Annotated in this window: 13 protein-coding genes; 10 read left to right on the top strand and 3 right to left on the bottom strand. The window is 66.5% G+C overall.

Annotation, left to right across the window (positions count from 1 at the left end; all coding sequences use genetic code 11):
• Positions 1–6 precede the first annotated feature (6 nt).
• Complete coding sequence (locus H7F51_RS11310) at positions 7–1737, bottom strand: carboxylesterase/lipase family protein (protein ID WP_185664410.1); 1731 nt, start codon at positions 1735–1737, stop codon at positions 7–9.
• A 109-nt stretch (positions 1738–1846) separates the two neighbouring features.
• Positions 1847–4843 (bottom strand): TonB-dependent receptor domain-containing protein, encoded by a 2997-nt coding sequence (locus H7F51_RS11305; protein WP_185664409.1) that lies wholly within the window; start codon positions 4841–4843, stop codon positions 1847–1849.
• Between the two features lie 608 nt (positions 4844–5451).
• On the opposite strand from H7F51_RS11305, the gene H7F51_RS11300 reads away from it, so the two are divergent.
• From H7F51_RS11300 to H7F51_RS11280, 5 genes are read left to right on the top strand one after another with little or no spacing between them, the layout of a single operon-like run.
• Positions 5452–6855 carry an alpha/beta hydrolase family protein gene (locus H7F51_RS11300; protein ID WP_185664408.1) on the top strand — a complete coding sequence of 468 codons (1404 nt, stop codon included), beginning with the start codon at positions 5452–5454 and terminating at the stop codon, positions 6853–6855.
• Positions 6856–6907: 52 nt separating this feature from the next.
• Complete coding sequence (locus H7F51_RS11295; protein WP_185664407.1) at positions 6908–8293, top strand: alpha/beta hydrolase family protein; 1386 nt, start codon at positions 6908–6910, stop codon at positions 8291–8293.
• 53 nt (positions 8294–8346) lie between these two features.
• Positions 8347–9477, top strand: coding sequence for an alpha/beta hydrolase-fold protein (locus H7F51_RS11290; protein ID WP_185664406.1), 1131 nt, complete (start codon positions 8347–8349; stop codon positions 9475–9477).
• A gap of 23 nt (positions 9478–9500) precedes the next feature.
• On the top strand, positions 9501–10709 hold the full coding sequence (locus H7F51_RS11285; protein WP_185664405.1) for a PepSY-associated TM helix domain-containing protein: 1209 nt from the start codon (positions 9501–9503) through the stop codon (positions 10707–10709).
• The gene (locus H7F51_RS11280) at positions 10706–11416 is read left to right on the top strand and encodes a hypothetical protein (protein ID WP_185664404.1); all 711 of its coding nucleotides are present in this window, start codon (positions 10706–10708) and stop codon (positions 11414–11416) included. Before H7F51_RS11285 ends, H7F51_RS11280 begins: the two co-directional genes overlap by 4 nt.
• Before the next feature lie 25 nt (positions 11417–11441).
• Here H7F51_RS11280 and H7F51_RS11275 read toward each other — a convergent pair whose 3' ends face one another.
• Positions 11442–13127, bottom strand: a complete 1686-nt coding sequence (locus H7F51_RS11275) for a carboxylesterase/lipase family protein (protein ID WP_185664403.1) — start codon at positions 13125–13127, stop codon at positions 11442–11444.
• Between the two features lie 226 nt (positions 13128–13353).
• Between H7F51_RS11275 and H7F51_RS11270 the strand changes: the two genes are divergently transcribed.
• The 5 genes from H7F51_RS11270 (at position 13354) to H7F51_RS11250 (ending at position 18690) form a co-directional block, all read left to right on the top strand.
• The gene (locus H7F51_RS11270) at positions 13354–14070 is read left to right on the top strand and encodes a GntR family transcriptional regulator (protein WP_185664402.1); all 717 of its coding nucleotides are present in this window, start codon (positions 13354–13356) and stop codon (positions 14068–14070) included.
• An 81-nt stretch (positions 14071–14151) separates the two neighbouring features.
• A complete protein-coding gene (locus tag H7F51_RS11265; protein ID WP_425491024.1) occupies positions 14152–14961 on the top strand; it encodes a response regulator in 810 nt (269 codons plus the stop codon).
• The gene (locus H7F51_RS11260; RefSeq protein WP_185664401.1) at positions 14958–16307 is read left to right on the top strand and encodes an ATP-binding protein; all 1350 of its coding nucleotides are present in this window, start codon (positions 14958–14960) and stop codon (positions 16305–16307) included. Before H7F51_RS11265 ends, H7F51_RS11260 begins: the two co-directional genes overlap by 4 nt.
• A 137-nt stretch (positions 16308–16444) precedes the next feature.
• On the top strand, positions 16445–17140 hold the full coding sequence (locus H7F51_RS11255) for a carbonic anhydrase (protein ID WP_185664400.1): 696 nt from the start codon (positions 16445–16447) through the stop codon (positions 17138–17140).
• A complete protein-coding gene (locus H7F51_RS11250; RefSeq protein ID WP_425491023.1) occupies positions 17137–18690 on the top strand; it encodes a SulP family inorganic anion transporter in 1554 nt (517 codons plus the stop codon). The genes H7F51_RS11255 and H7F51_RS11250 overlap by 4 nt, the downstream gene beginning before the upstream one ends.
• The last annotated feature ends 230 nt before the right edge of the window (positions 18691–18920 follow it).

The following is an 18920-nucleotide window of genomic DNA, read 5'->3' as shown; positions in this document are numbered from 1 at the left end:
ATTATTTCAACGATTGCCGCCGATCCCGCGGATCATCAGGTTTTCCCCGTTCGAGAGCAGCCCGGGATGACGGGTGTATTTCTCGGCATAGGGCGCGCAGGCCTGTTCGCGGATCGCGCTGCGCGCAATCGGTCCGTCCTGGGCCAGTTCGATCGACGCCTTCTTCGCCGGCTCGAAGCTACCCCATTGCGGCACGCCGGGCCCGTTCGGATTGCCGGTTTTCGCGAAATTGGTCCAGTAGGTCTGGATAATGTCGGATTGCTTGCGCGCGGCATCATCCTCAAGGTCGGTGAAGCCGAAGACGTAGCGCAGTTCCGAACTGTGCGAGGGCAGATGGCCTGGTGTGCTGCGCGAGAACTCATAGACCCAGGTGGGAGCGATGGCGCTGTGCAGCGCGGCGGACATCAGCGCGGAACAGCGGTGATTGAGGTCCGTCGTCTGCTGCTGCAGCGGCGAGCCGTATGGCGCGTAGGTCGAGACGCCGTTTGGCCCCGGGACGAGGCCATAGGCCTGCATCGCGCGCTGGGCGAGATCGGCGTCCTCGCGATAGAACACTTCGACGAGTTGGCGCTGATAGGCGCTCACCGCGTCCGGCGCCCCATGCTGATCGGGCGGCACGATGCCGGCGACGGCGGCCATGGTATCCTGCGAGGTCGAGCCGATCATCAGCGGGATACGCAGTTCCTGATGCGCGGCCCAGACCTCGTTCGGCGCGCGCGGCACGATGTAACCATCCGCACCCTGATCATAGGCCGCGCCGCCGTTCTTGAGCAGGCGCGTGCGCACCTCGGCCATGGCCGGCACGACCTTTGCCGCCGGCAGCGAGCGCAGGTAGTCGATCGTGCCGGTCTTCGGCGCGCCCAGCACATCGGCGGTGACTTCGCCGATGCGTTCCAGTTCCCGCTTGGTGAGATAGGGACGGACCGATTGCATCGGCGCGCCCGAATGGATGATCGCCTTGTGGATCAGGCCCTTGGTCTGCGGCGAGGCCAGCAGCATCGAGATCATGTGTGCGCCGCCCGACTGGCCGAAGACGGTCACATTGCTCGGATCGCCACCGAATCTGGCGATATTGGCCCGGATCCAGTGAAGCGCTGCCAACTGGTCGAAAGAGCCGTATCCGGCGGCCGCCTTGTGCGGGGATTCGGCGGTCAGTTCGGGATGGCCCATCATGCCAAGCAGAGTGCCGCGATAGTTCAGGCTGACGAGGATCACCCCGTGGCGTGCGAGGCTTTCCACCCCCGCGCGAAGCGAACCCGATCCACCCGCCAATTCGCCACCATTGATCCAAAGCATCACGGGCTGTTTCGTCCGGGCGGGCCACTGCGGCGCCCAGACGTTGAGGTAGAGGCAATCCTCGACCCCGCCGGCAGGATTGTCCCCGCCAGTCGGCGCCTGTCCGCAGCCGGGGCGATAGTCACCGGCCTGGACGATGCCTTTCCACGGCTTGACCGGCTGGGTTTCCCGCCAGCGCAGCTTGCCGACCGGCGGCGCGGCATAGGGGATGCCCTTGAACACCGCCCCGCCCGGTCCCGCCAGCCAGCGCCCCTGCACCTTGCCGCCGGTCACGGCGACAACGGGACCGGGCTTGGCCGCAGCGGAGGCCGATTGGGCTGTGACAGGCGAGGCAAGCCCCAGCGGAAGCGCCGCCATCAACGCAGGCAGGATCGCAGCCCCCATCAGACCCGTCCGGCGGTGCTTGTCGAACAGGCTGCGGAACAGGTCTGGTGTTTGCATGGCGTCTCTCCTTGTGCCGGCGCCCGGCCGGGCCGTTTCGGCCTCGTCGTCAAAAATCGTCCGGGCCGGCGCGCAGGGCGGCCGGCCCGGAGCGGGTATCATCGCTTCATCAGAACTTCGAGCGGAAGCCCACGATGAAGTACCGGCCGATCGCGTCGTCCGCCGGGTAGTAGCCCACGCCACCGACGCCCGCGCCGCTGGCGAAGGGGCTGCCGCTGGCAAGCGGGGTATAGACCGGCGGGCGCTGGTTGAACACGTTCTGGACGTTCAGGTAGGTCTCGAACGCCGGCGTGACCTTCCACGAAAGGTTGAGGTTCGAGTAGGACACCGCCTTCACGTAGTTGTAGCCGTCCTTTACGTTCAGACCGAGCAGTGGATCGACATTGAGCAGATGGCTGCGCCAGCGGGTCGTCCAGTCAATGCGGAAGGTATCGGTCAGGTTGTACCGGATCGAGGCTTGGATGCGCAGCTTGGGGATGGAGACACCGGCAGCGTCGGTGTCCTTGGTGCCAGGCTGGATCGATCGCAGATGCGGCTGATAGGTCGCCAAGGCGCGGATCGAGAGCGGCTGTCCGCCGAGCTCGGTGCGGAAGTTGGCTTCCACGTCGACGCCGTGGGTGCGCAGTTCACCGATGTTGAGCGGGGTCGCGGTGTAGAATTTGGTGGCGGCGTTGGTCAGCGGATCCTTGTTGGCGAAGCCGAGCGGACGTTCCTGCAGTGAGCAGTAGGGCGAGGCGCCGCCGCTGGCATAGCAGGATTGCTGGATGTCCACCTGCGATCCATCGACCGTGGTAATCGCGTTCTTGATCTTGATGTTGTAGTAGTCAATCGCAAGGCTGAACGCCGGCGACGGGGTCAGGACCACGCCCACGGTGGTGGTATAGCCCACTTCCGGCTTGACATTGGGGTTGCCGCCGATGGTCTGGCTCATCGTCACGATCGGCGCGTTGGGGGCGGGGCTCTGGCCGGAAATGGCGCCGGTCAGATAGTCGGTCGTCCCGGTCAGCGCCTGGGTGCGACCGGGCAGGAACAGTTCCGAAAGGTTCGGCGCACGGAAGTCGCGCGAACGGGTGGCGCGGATCTTGATCGCGTCGCTCACCTGCCAGTTCAGGCCAACCTTCCAGGTGGTGGCGTTGAACTTGCGGGTCACGTTCGGGTCGGTGATCACGACGTTGCCGGTCGAGGTATAGCGCGCGTGGCGAGCCGCAAGGTTGAAGCGCACGTCCTGCGCCAGCGGCACATCCTTGAGCACCGGAACGTCGGCCTCGATCGCGCCCTCGACCACCCGCTGGCTGACCGGCGGACGGCTGGCCGAGCCATTCGGCCAGATCGAGGTGGTGCCGCCATTCACGCATGACGTGGTGGTGTTGGGAATGCCAAGGCCGGCGCAGTCCAGCGCCGTGACGTTGGCCACCTCGGCTTCGCTGTACAACGAGTAGCCAAGGCGACGCCATTCACCCGAGAGCGCCACGTTGAGCGGACCGGCCCAGGTTTCGAATGGCGAACCGGAGATGCCGCCGGAAACCGAGTCCTGGGTCGTGCGCCCGATGTAAGTGGTTGGCTGGCGGATGTAGTCCCACTGCGCCTTGGTCGTCGCGGTCGGGCCGAACGGGTTGAGCGGAATACAGCCCGCATATTGCGCGGCGAACTGCGGCTGGGTCAGGACGCGGCAGGTCGGGGTGCCGTTGACCAGCACCGAATCCAGCGCGGCGAGCAGACGGCTGGTGTTGAACGTGTTGTTGGACACGTTCTTCTGCTTGTTGAAGCTGTGGCTGTAGCCGATGTCCCAGTTGAACGTGCCCAGCTTTCCTTCCAGCCCGGTGCTCACGTTGATGTTGTCGTTGACATACGACGTGTTCATCGGATCGACGTTGGCGCCGGTGAAGATCTTGCCGAGCCGGAACGTGGTGACCCCGGCGCCTTGCAAGGCGGCGCGGATGTCATCCGGCAGGAACGCGTTCTGGGTGGTCAGGAGGACACCGCCGGTCGAGCCCGAGGTCGCCCCGGCGTTATAAAGGCGGGTGTTCGACAGGTAGTTGAACTGATTCTCCCGGTTCCAGTAACCGGTGAGATAGAAATGAACGTCGTCGGTCAGGTCATAATCGAACCGGCCGAAGGTCTGCAGGAAATTGTCCTTGGCCCCGAGCGAGACGATTTCCGTCTGCTGGCCACCATTGCCACCGAGCTCGGTGGACCCGGTCACGAGCGTGCCGTTGACGAACTGCGTCGCCACCCCGTTTTGCCTGAAGTCGAGCTTGTAGATGTCGACCCCGTTGAGGAACACCGAGCTTGGACCGCTGACGCGGTTGATCCGGCCACCATAGGTCGCCTGGTTGTTGAAACCGATGTTCGAATAGAAATAGGGCACGCTCGTGCCGTTGCCGAGCAACTGCCACGGGGTCTTACCGAACTCCTGGATGTAGTCACGATCCGTGCGCAGCAGGCCCGGATCGTTGCGGTACTGGACGCTGGCTTCGAAGTGTCCGCGCCCTTCGAACAGGTCATGACCATAGGCGGCGCCGAAATCGTATGTCGCGTAGTCACCGTAAGTCGAAACGCCGAACGACCCGTCGAAGCGGATGCCGTTGAACTTGCGGTTGGTGATAAAGTTCACCGCGCCGGCGATCGCGTCCGAACCGTAGACCGCCGAAGAGCCGCCGGTCTGCAGGTCGACGCGCTGCAACAGCATCTGCGGGATCTGGGCAAGGTCGACTTCACCGTTGAGGTTCTGTGGCGCCACGCGCTTGCCGTCGAACAGCACCAGACCACGGACGCCGCCGAGGCCGCGCAGGTTGAGTGAGGAAATCGAGTTGTTGTTGCCGCCCTGCCCGGTCGAACCGGCAAGCTTGCCGCCCTTGGCGCCCGCGATCAGCGGCTGCTCGAGCAGCGCCTGGTACACGGTGGTCGGCTTGGAGGCCTGGAGAGCATCGGTGGTCAGCGTGGTGACCGGGGTCGGGCTTTCGTTACCGTTGGTGATGACGCGGGAGCCGGTGACGATGATGTCCGCCGTATTTTCCGCATCGGCCGCCTTGTCCTGGGCCAGAGCCGGGTCGACGGCGATTATGCTGGCACTGGCCAGCAGGGTAACAGCCAAAAGGCGCTTCATGGCAAGATCCCTCCCATTTATATGTTTGCCTTATGCCCTGCAGGGTAACGCGCCTTGCCGGACCAGCGATAATCAGATTGCTTATTTCGCAGGTGCCCCGAACCTTCGGCCCGCAGACCCATCGCGGCACCCCTTGCCCCGTGAGGCGCCGGACCACCCGCCGCGCCGCGCCGCAAGGGCCTTTGTTGCGTAAGGACTTGCGGATTTCGGGGCCACGGCACCCGCCCCCCAGCCGATCGCCGCGCGGCCCGCACCGTGATCAGAATTCGTATTGCCGCCAACAAGCTCGTTTCCCGACCAGCCGACCGGCGCGCCCCGTCAGATCCGGCACAACTGAGTGAACACGCCCCGGCCAGACGACGGATAACAGTTGTTATATCCGCCCGGCACTCGCCGCAGGCTAGCCATCCGCCAACGACGATTCGCCATGCCATGACAGGCCAGGGCGGGCGCGAAGGGAGCCACGGGGATGGCCGCTGCGGTAACAAGGCGGCGGATCGGGACCAGGCATTCAGGCTCTTCAACGCCCTCCGGCCCTCGCGCGGCGTCGATGATACCCAGCCCGTCCGCGCGTCCCGGCGCCGGACCACCCGAGGAGACGATCGCCGATGCGCCCTGCAACCACCCTGACAGGATTGGCATCGATCGCCGCGGCCATGGCCATGCCGGCGGCGGCATCGGGCCAGCAGGGCGCCCCGTCGCCGATCGCCCCGCCGCAGACCGTCGCCGGAGGACCGGTGGCGACCGATGCCTTCCGGGTCAGCTTCGTGCGGCTGGGTAGCCAGAGCAGCAATGCCCTGCTCTATGAACCGGTCGGCCGCGCCGCCGATCCGCGTGTGCTACTCGTCTATACCTATCCCCGCGCGCGCTATGATGCCTCGCCCGCCGAAGGGCTTGCCGCGCGCGGATACAGGGTCCTGATGGTGCGCAATTACCTCGGCTCGCGCCGGGGCGAGGTGGAAAGCCCGCTCGACGGTATCGCGGGCACTTCGCTGGCGATCAAATTTGGCCGCACCCTGCCGGGAGTGGAAAAGGTTGTAGTGATGGGCTGGGGCACTGGTGCGCGGATGGCCGCCTTCTATGCCGGCGCGGCCGAGCGCGGCCCCGCAGTCTGCCAGCGTCCCGAACTGCTCTACAAGTGCGATGCCCAGACCGTGACGGGCCTCGCCAAAACCGACGGGGTGATCCTGTTCGACCCCGGCCTCGGTGCGCCGACCAAGGCCTACAACGTCGATCCGGCCTATAGCGACGGCCCCGCCGGGGCGAGGCGCGACCGCGCGGCGCTCGACATGTATGCCCCCGCCAACGGCTACGACCCCAAGACCGGCCTTGCCGCCTATTCGCCCGCGTTCCGCCAGCGCTATTTCGCCGCGCAGGGCGCGCGCAACAATGCCCTGATCGACCGCGCGCTGGCCCGCCTCGCCGCGCTCAACGCCGGCAAAGGCAACCTCGCCGACGACGAGCCCTTTACCGTGGCCGGCGCCTTCAACGTCCGCAGCCCTGCCAGCCTCCACCGCAACGACCTCTCGCTGCTCTCGCGCACCAAGAAGCCCTACCTGCTGCTCAAGGCCGACGGGACCAGCAGCACGCAAATGATCCGCTCGATCCGGCCCGCCACCGGCTTGCAGGACGTAAAGGTGGTTGGCGCCTGCTGCGAGAACGGCAACTACGGCGTGCGCCGCTTCCTCGCCAACGACGCCGTGCGCACCGCGCCCGACTACGCCCTGACGGAGGATGACGTGAAGGGCGTGGACTGGGCAACCTCAGCCACTTCCACCCCCACCGCCGCCGAGGGGATCGTGGTTCCCACCCTGATCATGACCACGACCTGTTTCCAGTTCGTCGTGCCGAGCGAGATCGTGCTCGACCATATTCCGGCCAAGGACAAGACCCTGGTCGCGGTCGAAGGTTCGGAACACTTCTTCCGCGCCTGCAAGCCGGAATACGGCGATACGAAGAAGCGCAATTTCGATTTCGTCGCCAGCTGGCTGGCCCAGCCCGGCCGGTTCTGAGACCTCGGACACCGCCCCGCCGCTCTCCCCCGACTTCCCCAAGGACCGCGCCATGACGCTTCGCCTTCGCTCCGCCGCCCTCTCCCTAGCGCTCGCCGCCCTGACCTCGGCCGCACCCACGCTGGTACGCGCGCAGGAGGCCGAGGAGCCGCGCGCGGCCAGCGCCGCCCCGACCGGACCGATCGTCACCGACCACTATCACGCCACCTTCGTCCGGCTCGGCTCCGACCGCGCGGATGGGCTGCTGTTCGAGCCCAATGCGCCGGGCGCGAAATCGCGCATCGCCGTGGTCTTCACCTTTCCCCGTGCCACCTTCGGCGCCCCGGCCGGACCGGATCTGGCCACGCGCGGATACCGCGTCCTGCTCGTGACGCCCTATACCGAGGATGAGAGCCCGTTCGACGGGATCGCAGAAACTTCGGCCGCCGTGCGTTATGCCCGCAGCCTGCCGGGGGTGGAGAAAGTCGTCGTCATGTCGCACAGCGGCGGCGGGCGGATGATGGCCTTCTATGCCGCGCTGGCCGAAAAGGGCCCGGCGGCCTGCCAGGGCCCCACCATGATCCACCCCTGCAAGACCGAGCAGACCACCGGCATCGCCAAGGCCGACGGGCTGGTCCTGCTCGATCCGGCGCCGGGCGGGTTCAACACGGCAAGTGCGATGGACCCGGCCTACCTCGGGGTCACCGGCAAACGCAGCCGCGCCGCGCTCGACATGTATGCCGCCGCGAACGGATTCAACGCGAAGACCGGTGCGGCAACCTATTCCTCCGCCTTCCTCAAGCGCTTCTATGCCGCACAGAGCGCGCGCAACAACGCGGCCGTGGCGGAAGCGTTGGCCAAGCTCAAAGCGGCGGAGAGCGGTAAGGGTTCGTTCAAGGGCGACGAGCCCTTCCTGGTGCCTGGCGCGGTCAACGGCGGCAACGGGGCAAGCCCCTATCACGCCGACCTCAGCCTGCTTTCCCACACCAAGCGGCCGCATATCCTCGTGCGCGGTGACGGCAGCCAGACCGAAACTATCCTTCGCTCGGTCCGTCCGACCACCAGCGCGGCCGACGTCAAGAACCTCGATACCCTGTGCTGCGCCACGCTGAACTACTCGGTGCGCCACTTCCTCGAGAACGACGCGATCCGCACTACGCCGCAATTTGCCGTGACCGCCGACGATATCGTCGGGATCGACTGGCGCTCGGGCATGCGTACCACCCCCGGCAGCGCCGAGAGCATCACCGTGCCGAGCCTGATCCTGACCATGACCTGCTTCCACTTCGTCGTGCCCGGCGAGATCGTGTTCGATCACCTCGCCGCCAAGGACAAGACCTATGCCGCGGTCGAGGGGGCAACGCACAACTTCACCCCCTGCAAGCCGCAATATGGCAATACCCGGAAGGCGACCTTCGACTTTGTCGATGCCTGGCTGAGCAAGCCCGGCCGGTTCTGAGCCGCCCCCAACAACCGCCGCGCCCCGTCGCCGACCAGATCAGGAGTATGTCCATGAATTTTCGCCTCGCGGTATCGCTTGCCGCCCTTGCCGCCTGCGCGGGGCCCGACCTTGCGCTCGGCCAGGCCGCAGCACCGTCACCGCTCCCGGTCGCAGGCGCTGGCCGCCAGACCTTCAAGACCACTGAAGTCCTGCCGGACCGCAGCGTGGTCTTCAAGATTGCCGCGCCCGAAGCCCCTTCCGCCTCGGTGATCGTCGAGGGCGAGGAATTCGCCATGACGAAGGATGCCGCCGGGGTCTGGTCGGTGACCACCCACCCTATGGTGCCACAGCTCTATGCCTACCTGTTCAAGGTGGCCGGGGGCCGGGTCAATCCGGGCGATGTCACCGTGCCCGGCACGCCGCCTGGGCTGCACGAGCCGCAGAACGTGCCGCATGGCACGCTGACCATCGTCAGTTACTATTCCAGGATCCAGAACCGCGCCCGCAAGATGCGCGTTTACCTGCCGCCTGAATACTATTCCCAGCCGAAGCGCCGCTTCCCGGTGCTCTATCTCGTCAACCCGCAGGACGAGACCGAGTGGACAGAAATCGGCCGCGCCAACGTGGTGCTGGACAACCTGATCGCCACGAAAAAGGCCGTGCCGATGATCGTGGTCATGCCCAACAACACGATCCGCGATGGCCTGGCCTCCAGCGCCGAGACCGTGGCTGTGCTCGAGCGCGAGATTCCGCAGGAAATCATGCCCTGGATTGAAGGCAATTACCGGACGCTGGGCGATCGCGCGAACCGCGCCATCGCCGGGCTATCGTTCGGCGGCGGCACGGCCTTCGGCGTGGGCATGCGCAACCTACCGCTGTTCGACTATGTCGGCGAATTCGGCACCGGCACGTTCGGCGGCCTCGCCAACCCGAGCGGCTACACCTCCTACCTCGTGCCCTATGACCCGGAAAAGATCGCCCCGGGGATCTACAAGAACCTCGTCGATCCCAAGACCAAGCCTAAGCTATTCTACATGTCGTGTGGGCAGGACGATCCGCGCCTGCCGTTCCAGAAGCAGGCCCTCGCCGATTTTCGGGCGCACGGCGTTCAGCCGGTCTGGGCGGACTATCCGGGCGGGCACGACTACCGCTTCTTCCGCGCCGGACTTGCCGATTTCGCCAGCCGCCTCTTCCGGCCCTGATCCCAAGCAAGGGAGGTTCAATCATGCTGCGCTGGCACCGCCTCTGTGCACTCCTGACGGCGCTCCTCGTCGTCCACATCATCTGGACCGGAACCGGCATCCAGCTCGCCGACATGCGTGCGCTGGTGACTCACGCCCCGGCTACCGATCCGGACATGGAAAAGATGTGGCAGCACCATGCCGGGCCGCCAAACTTCCTCGTGCGGCAGGCGCCGGATTTTGCGGCCGCCCCCCTGCCCGGCGGGATCGACTACGCAAGCGAACTCGAGAAGACAGCGGCCCTCGGACGCAAAGCCGCGCCCGGCGCGCCGATGAAGCTGGTCGAACTGCGCATGGCCGGCACGGTTCCGGCCGGCCATGTGCAGATGGGCGACAAACACCTCATTTTCGATCTCGCCAGTGGCACGCCGCTGCCCGAAAAGTTCCTGCCGCCGCCGCCACTGCCCTATGAATTCGCCGCGCCCCGGCAGACCTTCAAGCGGCTGCACCGCTTCGCCTTCATCCCGATCGGATCGTGGTCGACCACTTTCGACCTCATCAGCGGGATCGCGCTGGCGATCCTGACAGTGACCGGTTTCATCCACTACTACCGCGTCTACCGGGCGCGGGCCAAGATGAAGCGCAACGACCTGTTCTGGAAAGGCGGCTCTTGGTGGCGGCAACTGCACCGCTGGCTGTCGCTCGGCTCGGCCGCCCTGCTCGTCTGGCTGCTGGTGACGGGGCTGCTGCTCTCGATCAACAATGTCGGGCAGAACATCCACTGGCTGATCGTCGGCCACCCCGGCAAGAGCCCGGAGCAGAAGGACATGTCATCGCCGCTCAGTGACGGCGAACTGGCGTCGATGGCAAGCACCTCGATCGATGCCTTCCACCGCGCCGAGCCGGACACGGCGCTGAAGGTGCTGCGCCTGCGCTACTTCGCCGGCTATGCCCAAGGCGTGATCGTCGCAGCAGACGCGGACACGACCCAGCTCGTGTTCAACGCCAAGACCGGCGCGCGGATGACCATGTCGGAACCGGGTTATCCCGACGTCGGCTACGTCTTCGAATGGGAAGGCAATCAGGTGCTCAAGCGCCTGCATCGCGGCGATTCCCTTGGCATGGCTGGCCGCTGGCTGATCACGCTCGGCGCGCTCGCCATGTGCTACCTCGCGATTTCGGGCCTCGTAATGTACTATCAGGATTGGACCCGGCGGCGGCGTACGGGCCGCGGCGCCCTGATCTGGAAATGACCGCTTTTGCCGTGGAGATGAAACCGATGCGTCCCTTGCTGCTCGCCGCCCTGCTGCTGGCTCCCGTCACCCTCGCAGCACCGGCCCTTGCCGCCCCAGCCAAGCCCGCCAAGATCGGTATTTTCGACGGCCAATCGGATGTCGGCAATCCCAAGCTGGCCGGCGGCGTGACCTTTTCGCGGGGGCGCTATGCGATCAAGTCCGGTGGCTACAACGTGGCGCGCACGCGCGACGAGTTCCACTTCGTCTGGCGCAAGGTGAAGGGGGATTTCGCCATGGATGCGCGGGTGGCCTTCACCGGACCGGGCATTACGCCGCACCGCAAGGGCGGCATCATGGCCCGCGCCAGCCTTGGCGAAGGTGCAGCTCACATCGACGCGACAGTGATGGGAGACGGGCCGCGCTCTGCGGTCGTGCGGCAGGCCGATGGCGGGCCCACAACAATTTCCGAGCTTGAGCCGCGCGGGCCTGAAGCGGCTGGTACGCCCGCCCCCGCCCCGGCGCCGACCGTTCCGCAGTCGGTGCATCTCGAGCGCCGCGGCAACCTTTTCACGATCGTGCTTCGCGCCCCAGGCAAGCCCGACCTGACCCGTACAACCGAACTGGCCCTGCCGGAGGAAATCTACCTCGGCCTGTTCCTTTCGGCCCACAATCCCGAGGTGGTCGAGAGCGCGACGATCGACCAGGTCCGCCTGACCGCGCGCTGAGGCGCGGCCGGGCGGCCGGCCCGGATCACTCCGGCCGGCGCGGGGTCGCAGCTTCCGTGTTGACCGTGATCGCAGGGCCACGGATCCACGTCCCCAACCCACCGGTTAACGGCCGCGGATCGCGGGCCAGCTTCGCCTCGTAGGGGGCGCAGGCCGCAACCCGCATTCCCTTGCGCACCACGGGCCCTTCATTGGCGAACTCGATGGAGGCCCGGCTTGTGGGCTCGTATCCCGGCCATTGCGGCAGCCCCGGCCCGTTGGGATTGCCGCTCCGCGCGAAATTGACCCAGTAGCGCTGCATCATTCCGGAATAGGCCCGCGCCGCGGCATCGGGCAGGTCATCATGCCCAAAGAGATAAGGCAGCTCTGAACTGTGGACCGGCAGCTTGCCCGGCGTCGTGCGCGAGAACTCAAACAGCCAGGTCGGCGCCACCTTGCTGTGCAGCGCGGCCGAGTAGATCGTGCCGCAGCGGTGGTTGAGATCGGTGCCGAGTTGCTGGACCTGCGTGCCATAGGGCGCATAGTCCGTCTGCTCGTCCGGCTTGCCGCGCAGACCGTAAATCCGCGTCGCCGCCTCGAGCAGATCCGCGTCCTTGCCGTAGAACAGTTCGAGCGCCTCCTTCTTCCACGCCGCCACGGCCTCGATCGACGCGCCCGGGCCGGGCACGGCCACGCCACGGATCGTGCCCGCCGTATCCTGCGAGGTGCTGCCAATGATCAACGGCACGTGGTGTTCGTTATGGGCGGCCCAGACCTCGCCCGGCGGAACCGGGATCACATAGCCGTCCGTGCCCTCGTCGTAGGCCTCGCCGCCCATGGCCAGCAAGCGCGCGCGAACCTCGGGCATGGCAGCAACGACCTGCGCCGCCGGAAGCGCGCGAAGATACCTGATCGTATCGGTCTTCGGCGCATGGAGCACCTCGGCGGTGACCGTGCCGATCTGTTCAAGCTCCTGCCGCGTCACATAGGGCCGCGGCACCTGCATCGGCGCCCCGCTGTCGATGATCGCGCGGTGGACGAGGCCCTTGGTCAGCGGCGAGGCAAGCAGCATCGAGACCGAATGCCCTCCGCCCGACTGACCGAAGATCGTCACGTTGTCCGGATCGCCGCCGAAGCGGGCGATGTTGCGGTGGATCCAGTTAAGCACGGCAACCTGGTCGTGCAGCATGTAGTTGGCCGAGGAGCGATGCGGCGATTCCGCGGCCAGTTCAGCATGCCCCATCATGCCCAGCAGGGTTCCCCGGTAATTGGCGCTGACCAGCACAACCCCTTGGCGGGCGAGGCTTTCCGAACCGGGCTTCAGCGCGCCCGACCCCCCGAACAGTTCCCCGCCGTTGATCCAGAAGATTACCGGCTTCTTGGTCCTGGCCGGCCACTCGGGCGACCAGACGTTGAGAAACAGGCAATCCTCCCCAGCCTGCTTGGTGGCGGGGTCCATCTGCCCACAACCGGGACGATAGACCCCGGCCGCCAGTACTCCGCGCCACGGCTTGAGTGGCCGTGTCTCACGCCAGCGCAGGTCGCCCATCGGCGGGGCGGCATAGGGGATCCCCTTGAAGGCGGCGCCTCCCGGCCCCGGCATGAAGTCACCCCGGACCTGCCCGCCGGTCACGGCGACGACCGGGCCAGCGCGCTCCTGCGCGCCGAGCGGCAGGGACTGTAACGCAGCCACCCCGGCAAACAGCAACAAGTGGTCCCGATATTTCGACATGCCCTCTCCCTCGCTGGCCGTGATCGGCCTTCTCCCCGAGCTGTAGACCCGGCCGGCGCCGACCGGGTGATAAATTGAATGAGCGGCAAGCTTCGGGCGAATGGCACACTCGCGTGCCTGATGCATCACATTTTAAAGTTGTGCCGCTGCCGCCTCGCGCGTTATCCAGCACAGATCCGGCGGCGAAAGGCCGGCACGCCAAGCAAATGGCACCGGGGGGCAAGCAATGGACAAGGGCATCATATCCCGTGGGAAAGGGCCAAGGCCCGAACCTATCGCCCAGCGCAGCCTTGCGGAGTCCGTCGGCGAGGCCCTGCTTCGGGAGATCTTCTCGGCCCGGCTCCTGCCCGGCGCCCGGGTCGATCTCGCCGCCTATGCCGCGCTCTGGGACGTCAGCATCACGCCGGTGCGTGATGCCGCCAAGAACCTGGAAACCCAGGGTTTCCTCAAGGTCCGCGCGCGGCGCGGCGTATTCGTGGCCGAACTGGGACCCAAGGAAGTGAGGGATATCTTCGATGTCCGCATAGCGCTCGAATGTGCCGCGATCCGCCTTGCCACCCCGGACATTCCCGAGCACGAGATCGTCCGCGCGATCGGCCTCTATACTGACGCCGGCACGACCACCGACCCGCGCGAGCGGGAGCGGCTGCTGCGCAAGGTCGATGCGCTGATCCATTCGATCGCGCAGAAATGGTGTGGCAATGCCCGGCTGGCAAAGCTGCTGGAGGAACTGGGCGAGCTCGTCCACTGGTGCCAGAACACGATCATCGCCCAACTCGACGAACCGCTGTTCGTCACCTTGCCGGAGCATCTCGGCATTTGCGAGGCAGTGCGCGCGCGCGACCCCGAACGCGCGGAACAGGCAATGCGCGTTCATCTGACCAACACGCTGGAGCGAATCCAGACCTTCCTTTCGGCGCGGCAAATGCGCCCCGCGGCCTGATCCCGGCAGAAGCCAAGTGCATGCTGCCGTACAGAAATGTTTTGTGATATTGCCGTGCGACATTCGCAACGCATTGAGGCGATGAGCAACATGCAGGATTCGGGGAGACCCGGCCAGCCGCAACGGCCGCAAGAGGCGGACCGTCCGTTCTGCGAGGAAAACTTGTACGACAGCCCGGTAACCGCATCCCGTATCCTTCTCGTTGAGGATGACGGCCCCTTGCGCACTCTGACCACGCGCAACCTGCGTGAACACGGATTCGAGGTCTCGGCCGTCGCCACCGGAGCGGAAATGTGGGTCACGCTCGAGAATGAAGCCTTCGACGTCATCCTGCTCGACATCATGCTGCCCGGCTCCAGCGGGTTCGACATCCTGCGCCGCTTGCGCCAGACCCAGGACGTGCCGGTGATCTTCGTTTCCGCGCGCGGCGGACAGGAGGACCGCATCATCGGCCTCGAACTGGGGGCCGACGATTTCCTGCCCAAGCCGTTCAACACGCGCGAACTGGTGGCGCGGATCGGCGCCGTGCTGCGCCGCCACAAGGGCGAGGTCCGCCACCAGCCCGAACCGGCCGACCGGAACGTCACTTTCGAAGGCTGGACCCTTTCCCGCTCGCGGCGCGAAGTGCGCGCGCCTTCCGGCCTGCAGGTCGAACTGACCAGTGCCGAATTCGACCTGCTGAGCGCCTTCGTCAGCCAGCCCCAACGGGTAATCGGGCGCGAGCGGCTGATCGAGCTGTCGCGCGCGCGGCTTGGAGAATCGTCCGATCGCAGCGTCGACGTGCTGGTCAGCCGCCTGCGCGCCAAGCTTGGCGCGGCCCACGATACGCCGCTAATTCGCACAGTGCGCGGCGTGGGCTACATGTTCACCGCCAAGGTCGACCGATCTTGACCCTGCGCTCGGCCCTCGTGGCCCTGCGTGACCGGATCAGCCTTGCAGGGCGGCTTTTCGCGATCGTGGCGGCGCTGCTGGTGGTCGATTTCGCGGCCAACACCGCGCTGTTCGTGCGCACAAACAATTTCACCGTCAACAACGAGGAAGCCTCGCGCCTTGGCGAGCACCTCGTCATCGCCCGCCGGCTGACCGCCGCCGCCGGCCCCGCCCAGCGCGGTGAGGTTGCCCGCCAGCTCAGCACCGAGCATTTCGAAATCGTCTGGCCGGGCGGGCGGCGAGGCGCCGACAATGCGCTGCGCCTGCCCAACCTGCGCGACCAGATCGTAGCCGTAGAGCCCGAGCTTTCCGCAGCCAGCCTGCGCATCACCCTCCAGCCGCTCGCCAGCGGCGGCGGGATCGGCGGCTCCATGGTCCTGCCCGACGGTACTACTCTCGGTTTCCGCTCGTCCAGCCCGGTCAACTGGACGCTCAATGCCGGGCAGTTGCTGCGCTTCTCGCTACCGCTCATCTTCCTGCTGGCCCTCGCCTGGTGGCTTGTGCGGACAAGCTTCCGCCCGCTGACCCGGCTGGTCGTCGCCACGCGGCAGGTCGGTACCGACGATTTCGATCCCCTGCCACTCGCCGGGTCGAGCGAAGTGCGCCAGCTGGTCGACGCCTTCCACCGGATGCACGAACGCATCCAGCACCTGCTGGCCAGCCGCACCCAGAACCTGCTGGCGATCGGCCATGACCTGCGCACGCCGCTTTCCCGGCTGCAGCTTCGGCTGGACGGCGCAAAGATGGATGAGGGCTCGCGGTCCGAGATGGCCTCCGACATTGCCGAGATGGCCGAACTGCTGGCCTCACTCCAGTCCTTCGTCGAGACTGGGCAGGACCAAGGCGAGCCGGAGCTGATGGACATTGCCGCCCTCGCCCGCAACCAGATCGACGAGGCTCACGACTTCGGCGGCGATGCGTCCTATGCCGGGCCGCAATCGCTGCTGATCAAGGCGCGCCCGGTCAGCCTGCGCCGCGCGGTTGCCAACCTCGTCAGCAACGCGCTCCATTATGGCGGCAATGCCGAAGTCGTGCTGAGCCGGGCCGGAGAGGGCATCGAGCTGACCGTCCTCGATCGCGGCCCCGGGATTCCGACAGACCAGCTAGAGGCCGTCACCCGCCCCTTTGCCCGGCTTGACGAGACCCGCGCCCGCAATACGGCCGGTATGGGCCTCGGCCTTGCCATCGTCGACCGCGCGGTGCGGGCCGAAGGCGGGCAGCTGGTGCTGGCCAACCGCTCCGGCGGCGGCCTGGCCGCAACCCTGGTTCTCCCCGGCAACGTCATCGCCGCTCAGTCCGCCGCCTGATACGATCGGCTCGCCGCAGCCTGCTGCAAAGCAACAATTCGTAACGTCGCCGCACAACGCACGACAGGTCCACCTCGCACATTGGCACCATCGATCCGGGTCATGCCCGGATTCTCCATTTGCCCAGAGGTGCAACCGTGAACGAACTGATCGGACGTGTTTTCAGCTTCGAGAAGACCGTGTTCCCCAATAGCGGCGAACTGTTTCACAAGCTGTCGAGCGAGGGCCAGGCGCCCAAGGCCTTGATGATCTCCTGCGCGGATTCGCGGATCGTGCCCGAGCAGATCCTGCAGGCCGAGCCGGGCGAGCTGTTCGTCTGCCGCAATGCCGGCAACATAGTCCCGCCTTTTGCCACGATGAACGGCGGCGTTTCCTCCACCGTCGAATATGCCGTGGCGGCGCTGGGCGTGCGCGACATCATCGTTTGCGGCCATTCCGATTGTGGCGCGATGAAGGGGCTGTCCGACCTTTCCAAGCTCGGCGGCATGCCTAATGTTGCCGCGTGGCTGCGCCACGGCACGGCCGCTGCCCATGTGGTAGACACCTGCCACGGCCATCTCGAGGGCAGCCAGCGCATCCGCCAGCTCAGCCTTGAAAACGTGATCGCCCAGCTCAACCACCTGCGCACTCATCCCTCGGTTGCCGCCGCGATCGCGGAAGGTGCCATGTCGCTTCACGGCTGGTTCGTCGATATTGGCGCCGGACAGGTGCTGGGGCTCGACGGGATGACCGGGCGCTTCGAGCCGCTGCGCGAGGACGCGCCGCTGCCGGTGGCCGTGCCCGCCAGCCGGCGCGGCTGGGGAAATGACCACCAGGCGGAGGCGGCCGAATGAGCGGGACCGCCAACACCATGAACGCCGCCGGCGCCGTCCAAAGGGGGCCTTTCGCTCACCTCGCCCGCGATTTCACCGCCTCGGTCGTCGTATTCCTCGTCGCCATGCCGCTGTGCATGGGCATTGCCATCGCCTCGGGCGTGCCGGCCGAAATGGGCCTGGTAACCGGGATCATCGGCGGGCTCGTGGTCGGTTCTCTCGCCGGATCGCCGCTGCAGGTCAGCGGCCCGGCGGCGGGCCTTGCCGTGATCGTCTTCGAATTCGTCAACCAATACGGCCTTGCCGCCCTGTTTCCGGTTCTGGTCCTGGTCGGCGCGATCCAGTTCGCCGCCGGGGCGCTCAAGCTCGGCGGCGTTTTCCGGGTGATCTCGCCGGCCGTGGTCCACGGCATGCTCGCCGGGATCGGCGCGCTGATCGTGCTCGGGCAGTTCCACATCCTGTTCGACGCGCGCCCGCTCTCCAGCGGCCTGCAGAACCTCGCCGCCATTCCGGGCCGCATCACCGGAATCTCGCTCGACAACCCCAGCCAGTCCGAACTCGCGATCGTGCTCGGCCTGATCACCATGGTCGTCATGGTCGGCTGGGAAAAGTTGCGCCCCGCTCGCCTTGCGCTGGTTCCCGGCGCCCTCCTCGGCGTGGCCGCGGCCACCCTGCTGGCCTTTGCCCTCAAGCTCGACGTGACCCGCGTCGCGGTTCCCGAATCGATCGCCGCCGCCTTCCGCATGCCGGGGGCAGACCTGTTCGCGCCTCTGGCCGATACGGCCCTCCTGCCGGGCCTGCTGATCTCGGCCGTGGCGATGGCATTCATCGCCAGCGCCGAGACCCTGCTCTCGGCTGCGGCAGTCGACCGAATGCATGACGGGGAGCGGACGGAGTACAACAAGGAGCTGCGCGCCCAGGGCGTGGGCAACCTGTTGTGCGGCCTGTTTGGCGGCCTGCCGATGACCGGGGTGATCGTGCGCTCCTCGGCCAACGTCCAGGCCGGTGCCCGCACCCGCATCTCGACCATCCTCCACGGCGCGTGGATTCTCGGCTTCGTCGCCCTGCTGCCCTGGCTGCTGCGCGAGATTCCGATGGCCGCTCTCGGCGGCGTGCTGGTTGTGACCGGTTGGCGCCTCGTCAAGATCGACGACGTGAAGCACCTGCTGCACCAGTACGGTCCGCTTCCGGCGGCGATCTGGGCCATCACCTTCGCGCTCGTGGTTTCCACCGATCTGCTGACCGGGGTCCTTGCCGGCCTCGCCCTCTCGCTGGTCGAACTCGTGCCGCACCGGCGCGGGCTCAACCTCAAGGTCGCGCGCGAGCACGAAGGCGAGGCGACCGAACTCAAGCTGGAGGGCGCTGCGACGTTCCTCGGCTTGGTCCGCCTCAACTCGGCGCTCGACACGATCCCCGATCACCACGACGTGAAGCTCGACCTCAGGTCGGTCCACGGGATCGACCATACGACTGCCCAGACCCTGCGCGAATGGCTGTCGCGGCGCCGCTCGAACGGCCGGCAGGTCGAACTGGCCGGCCACTCGGACGTGCTCAAGCCGCTTCACGCCTGAGCGCCCAACATCCCGTCCGGGGCCCCGGTTTCCCCCCAGCCCTCTGGGCGGGAGACCGGGGCTTCAGGCGTTCAGCAATGATTTGAAATATCGCCGCAACGCAGCATACGCGCCGCGCGGTTAGACCGGCAATGTTCCGGGGTACGCAGCCCGGCGCGCCGGTGCCCTCACACCTGCTGCGCAAGTGCATGCTGCGGCCCCGGAATGCTGGAGGGGCAAGAGCAAACCAT

This window comes from Novosphingobium flavum (assembly GCF_014230315.1).
GTDB lineage: Bacteria > Pseudomonadota > Alphaproteobacteria > Sphingomonadales > Sphingomonadaceae > Novosphingobium > Novosphingobium flavum.
This window is presented reverse-complemented; position numbering and strand designations above follow the sequence as displayed.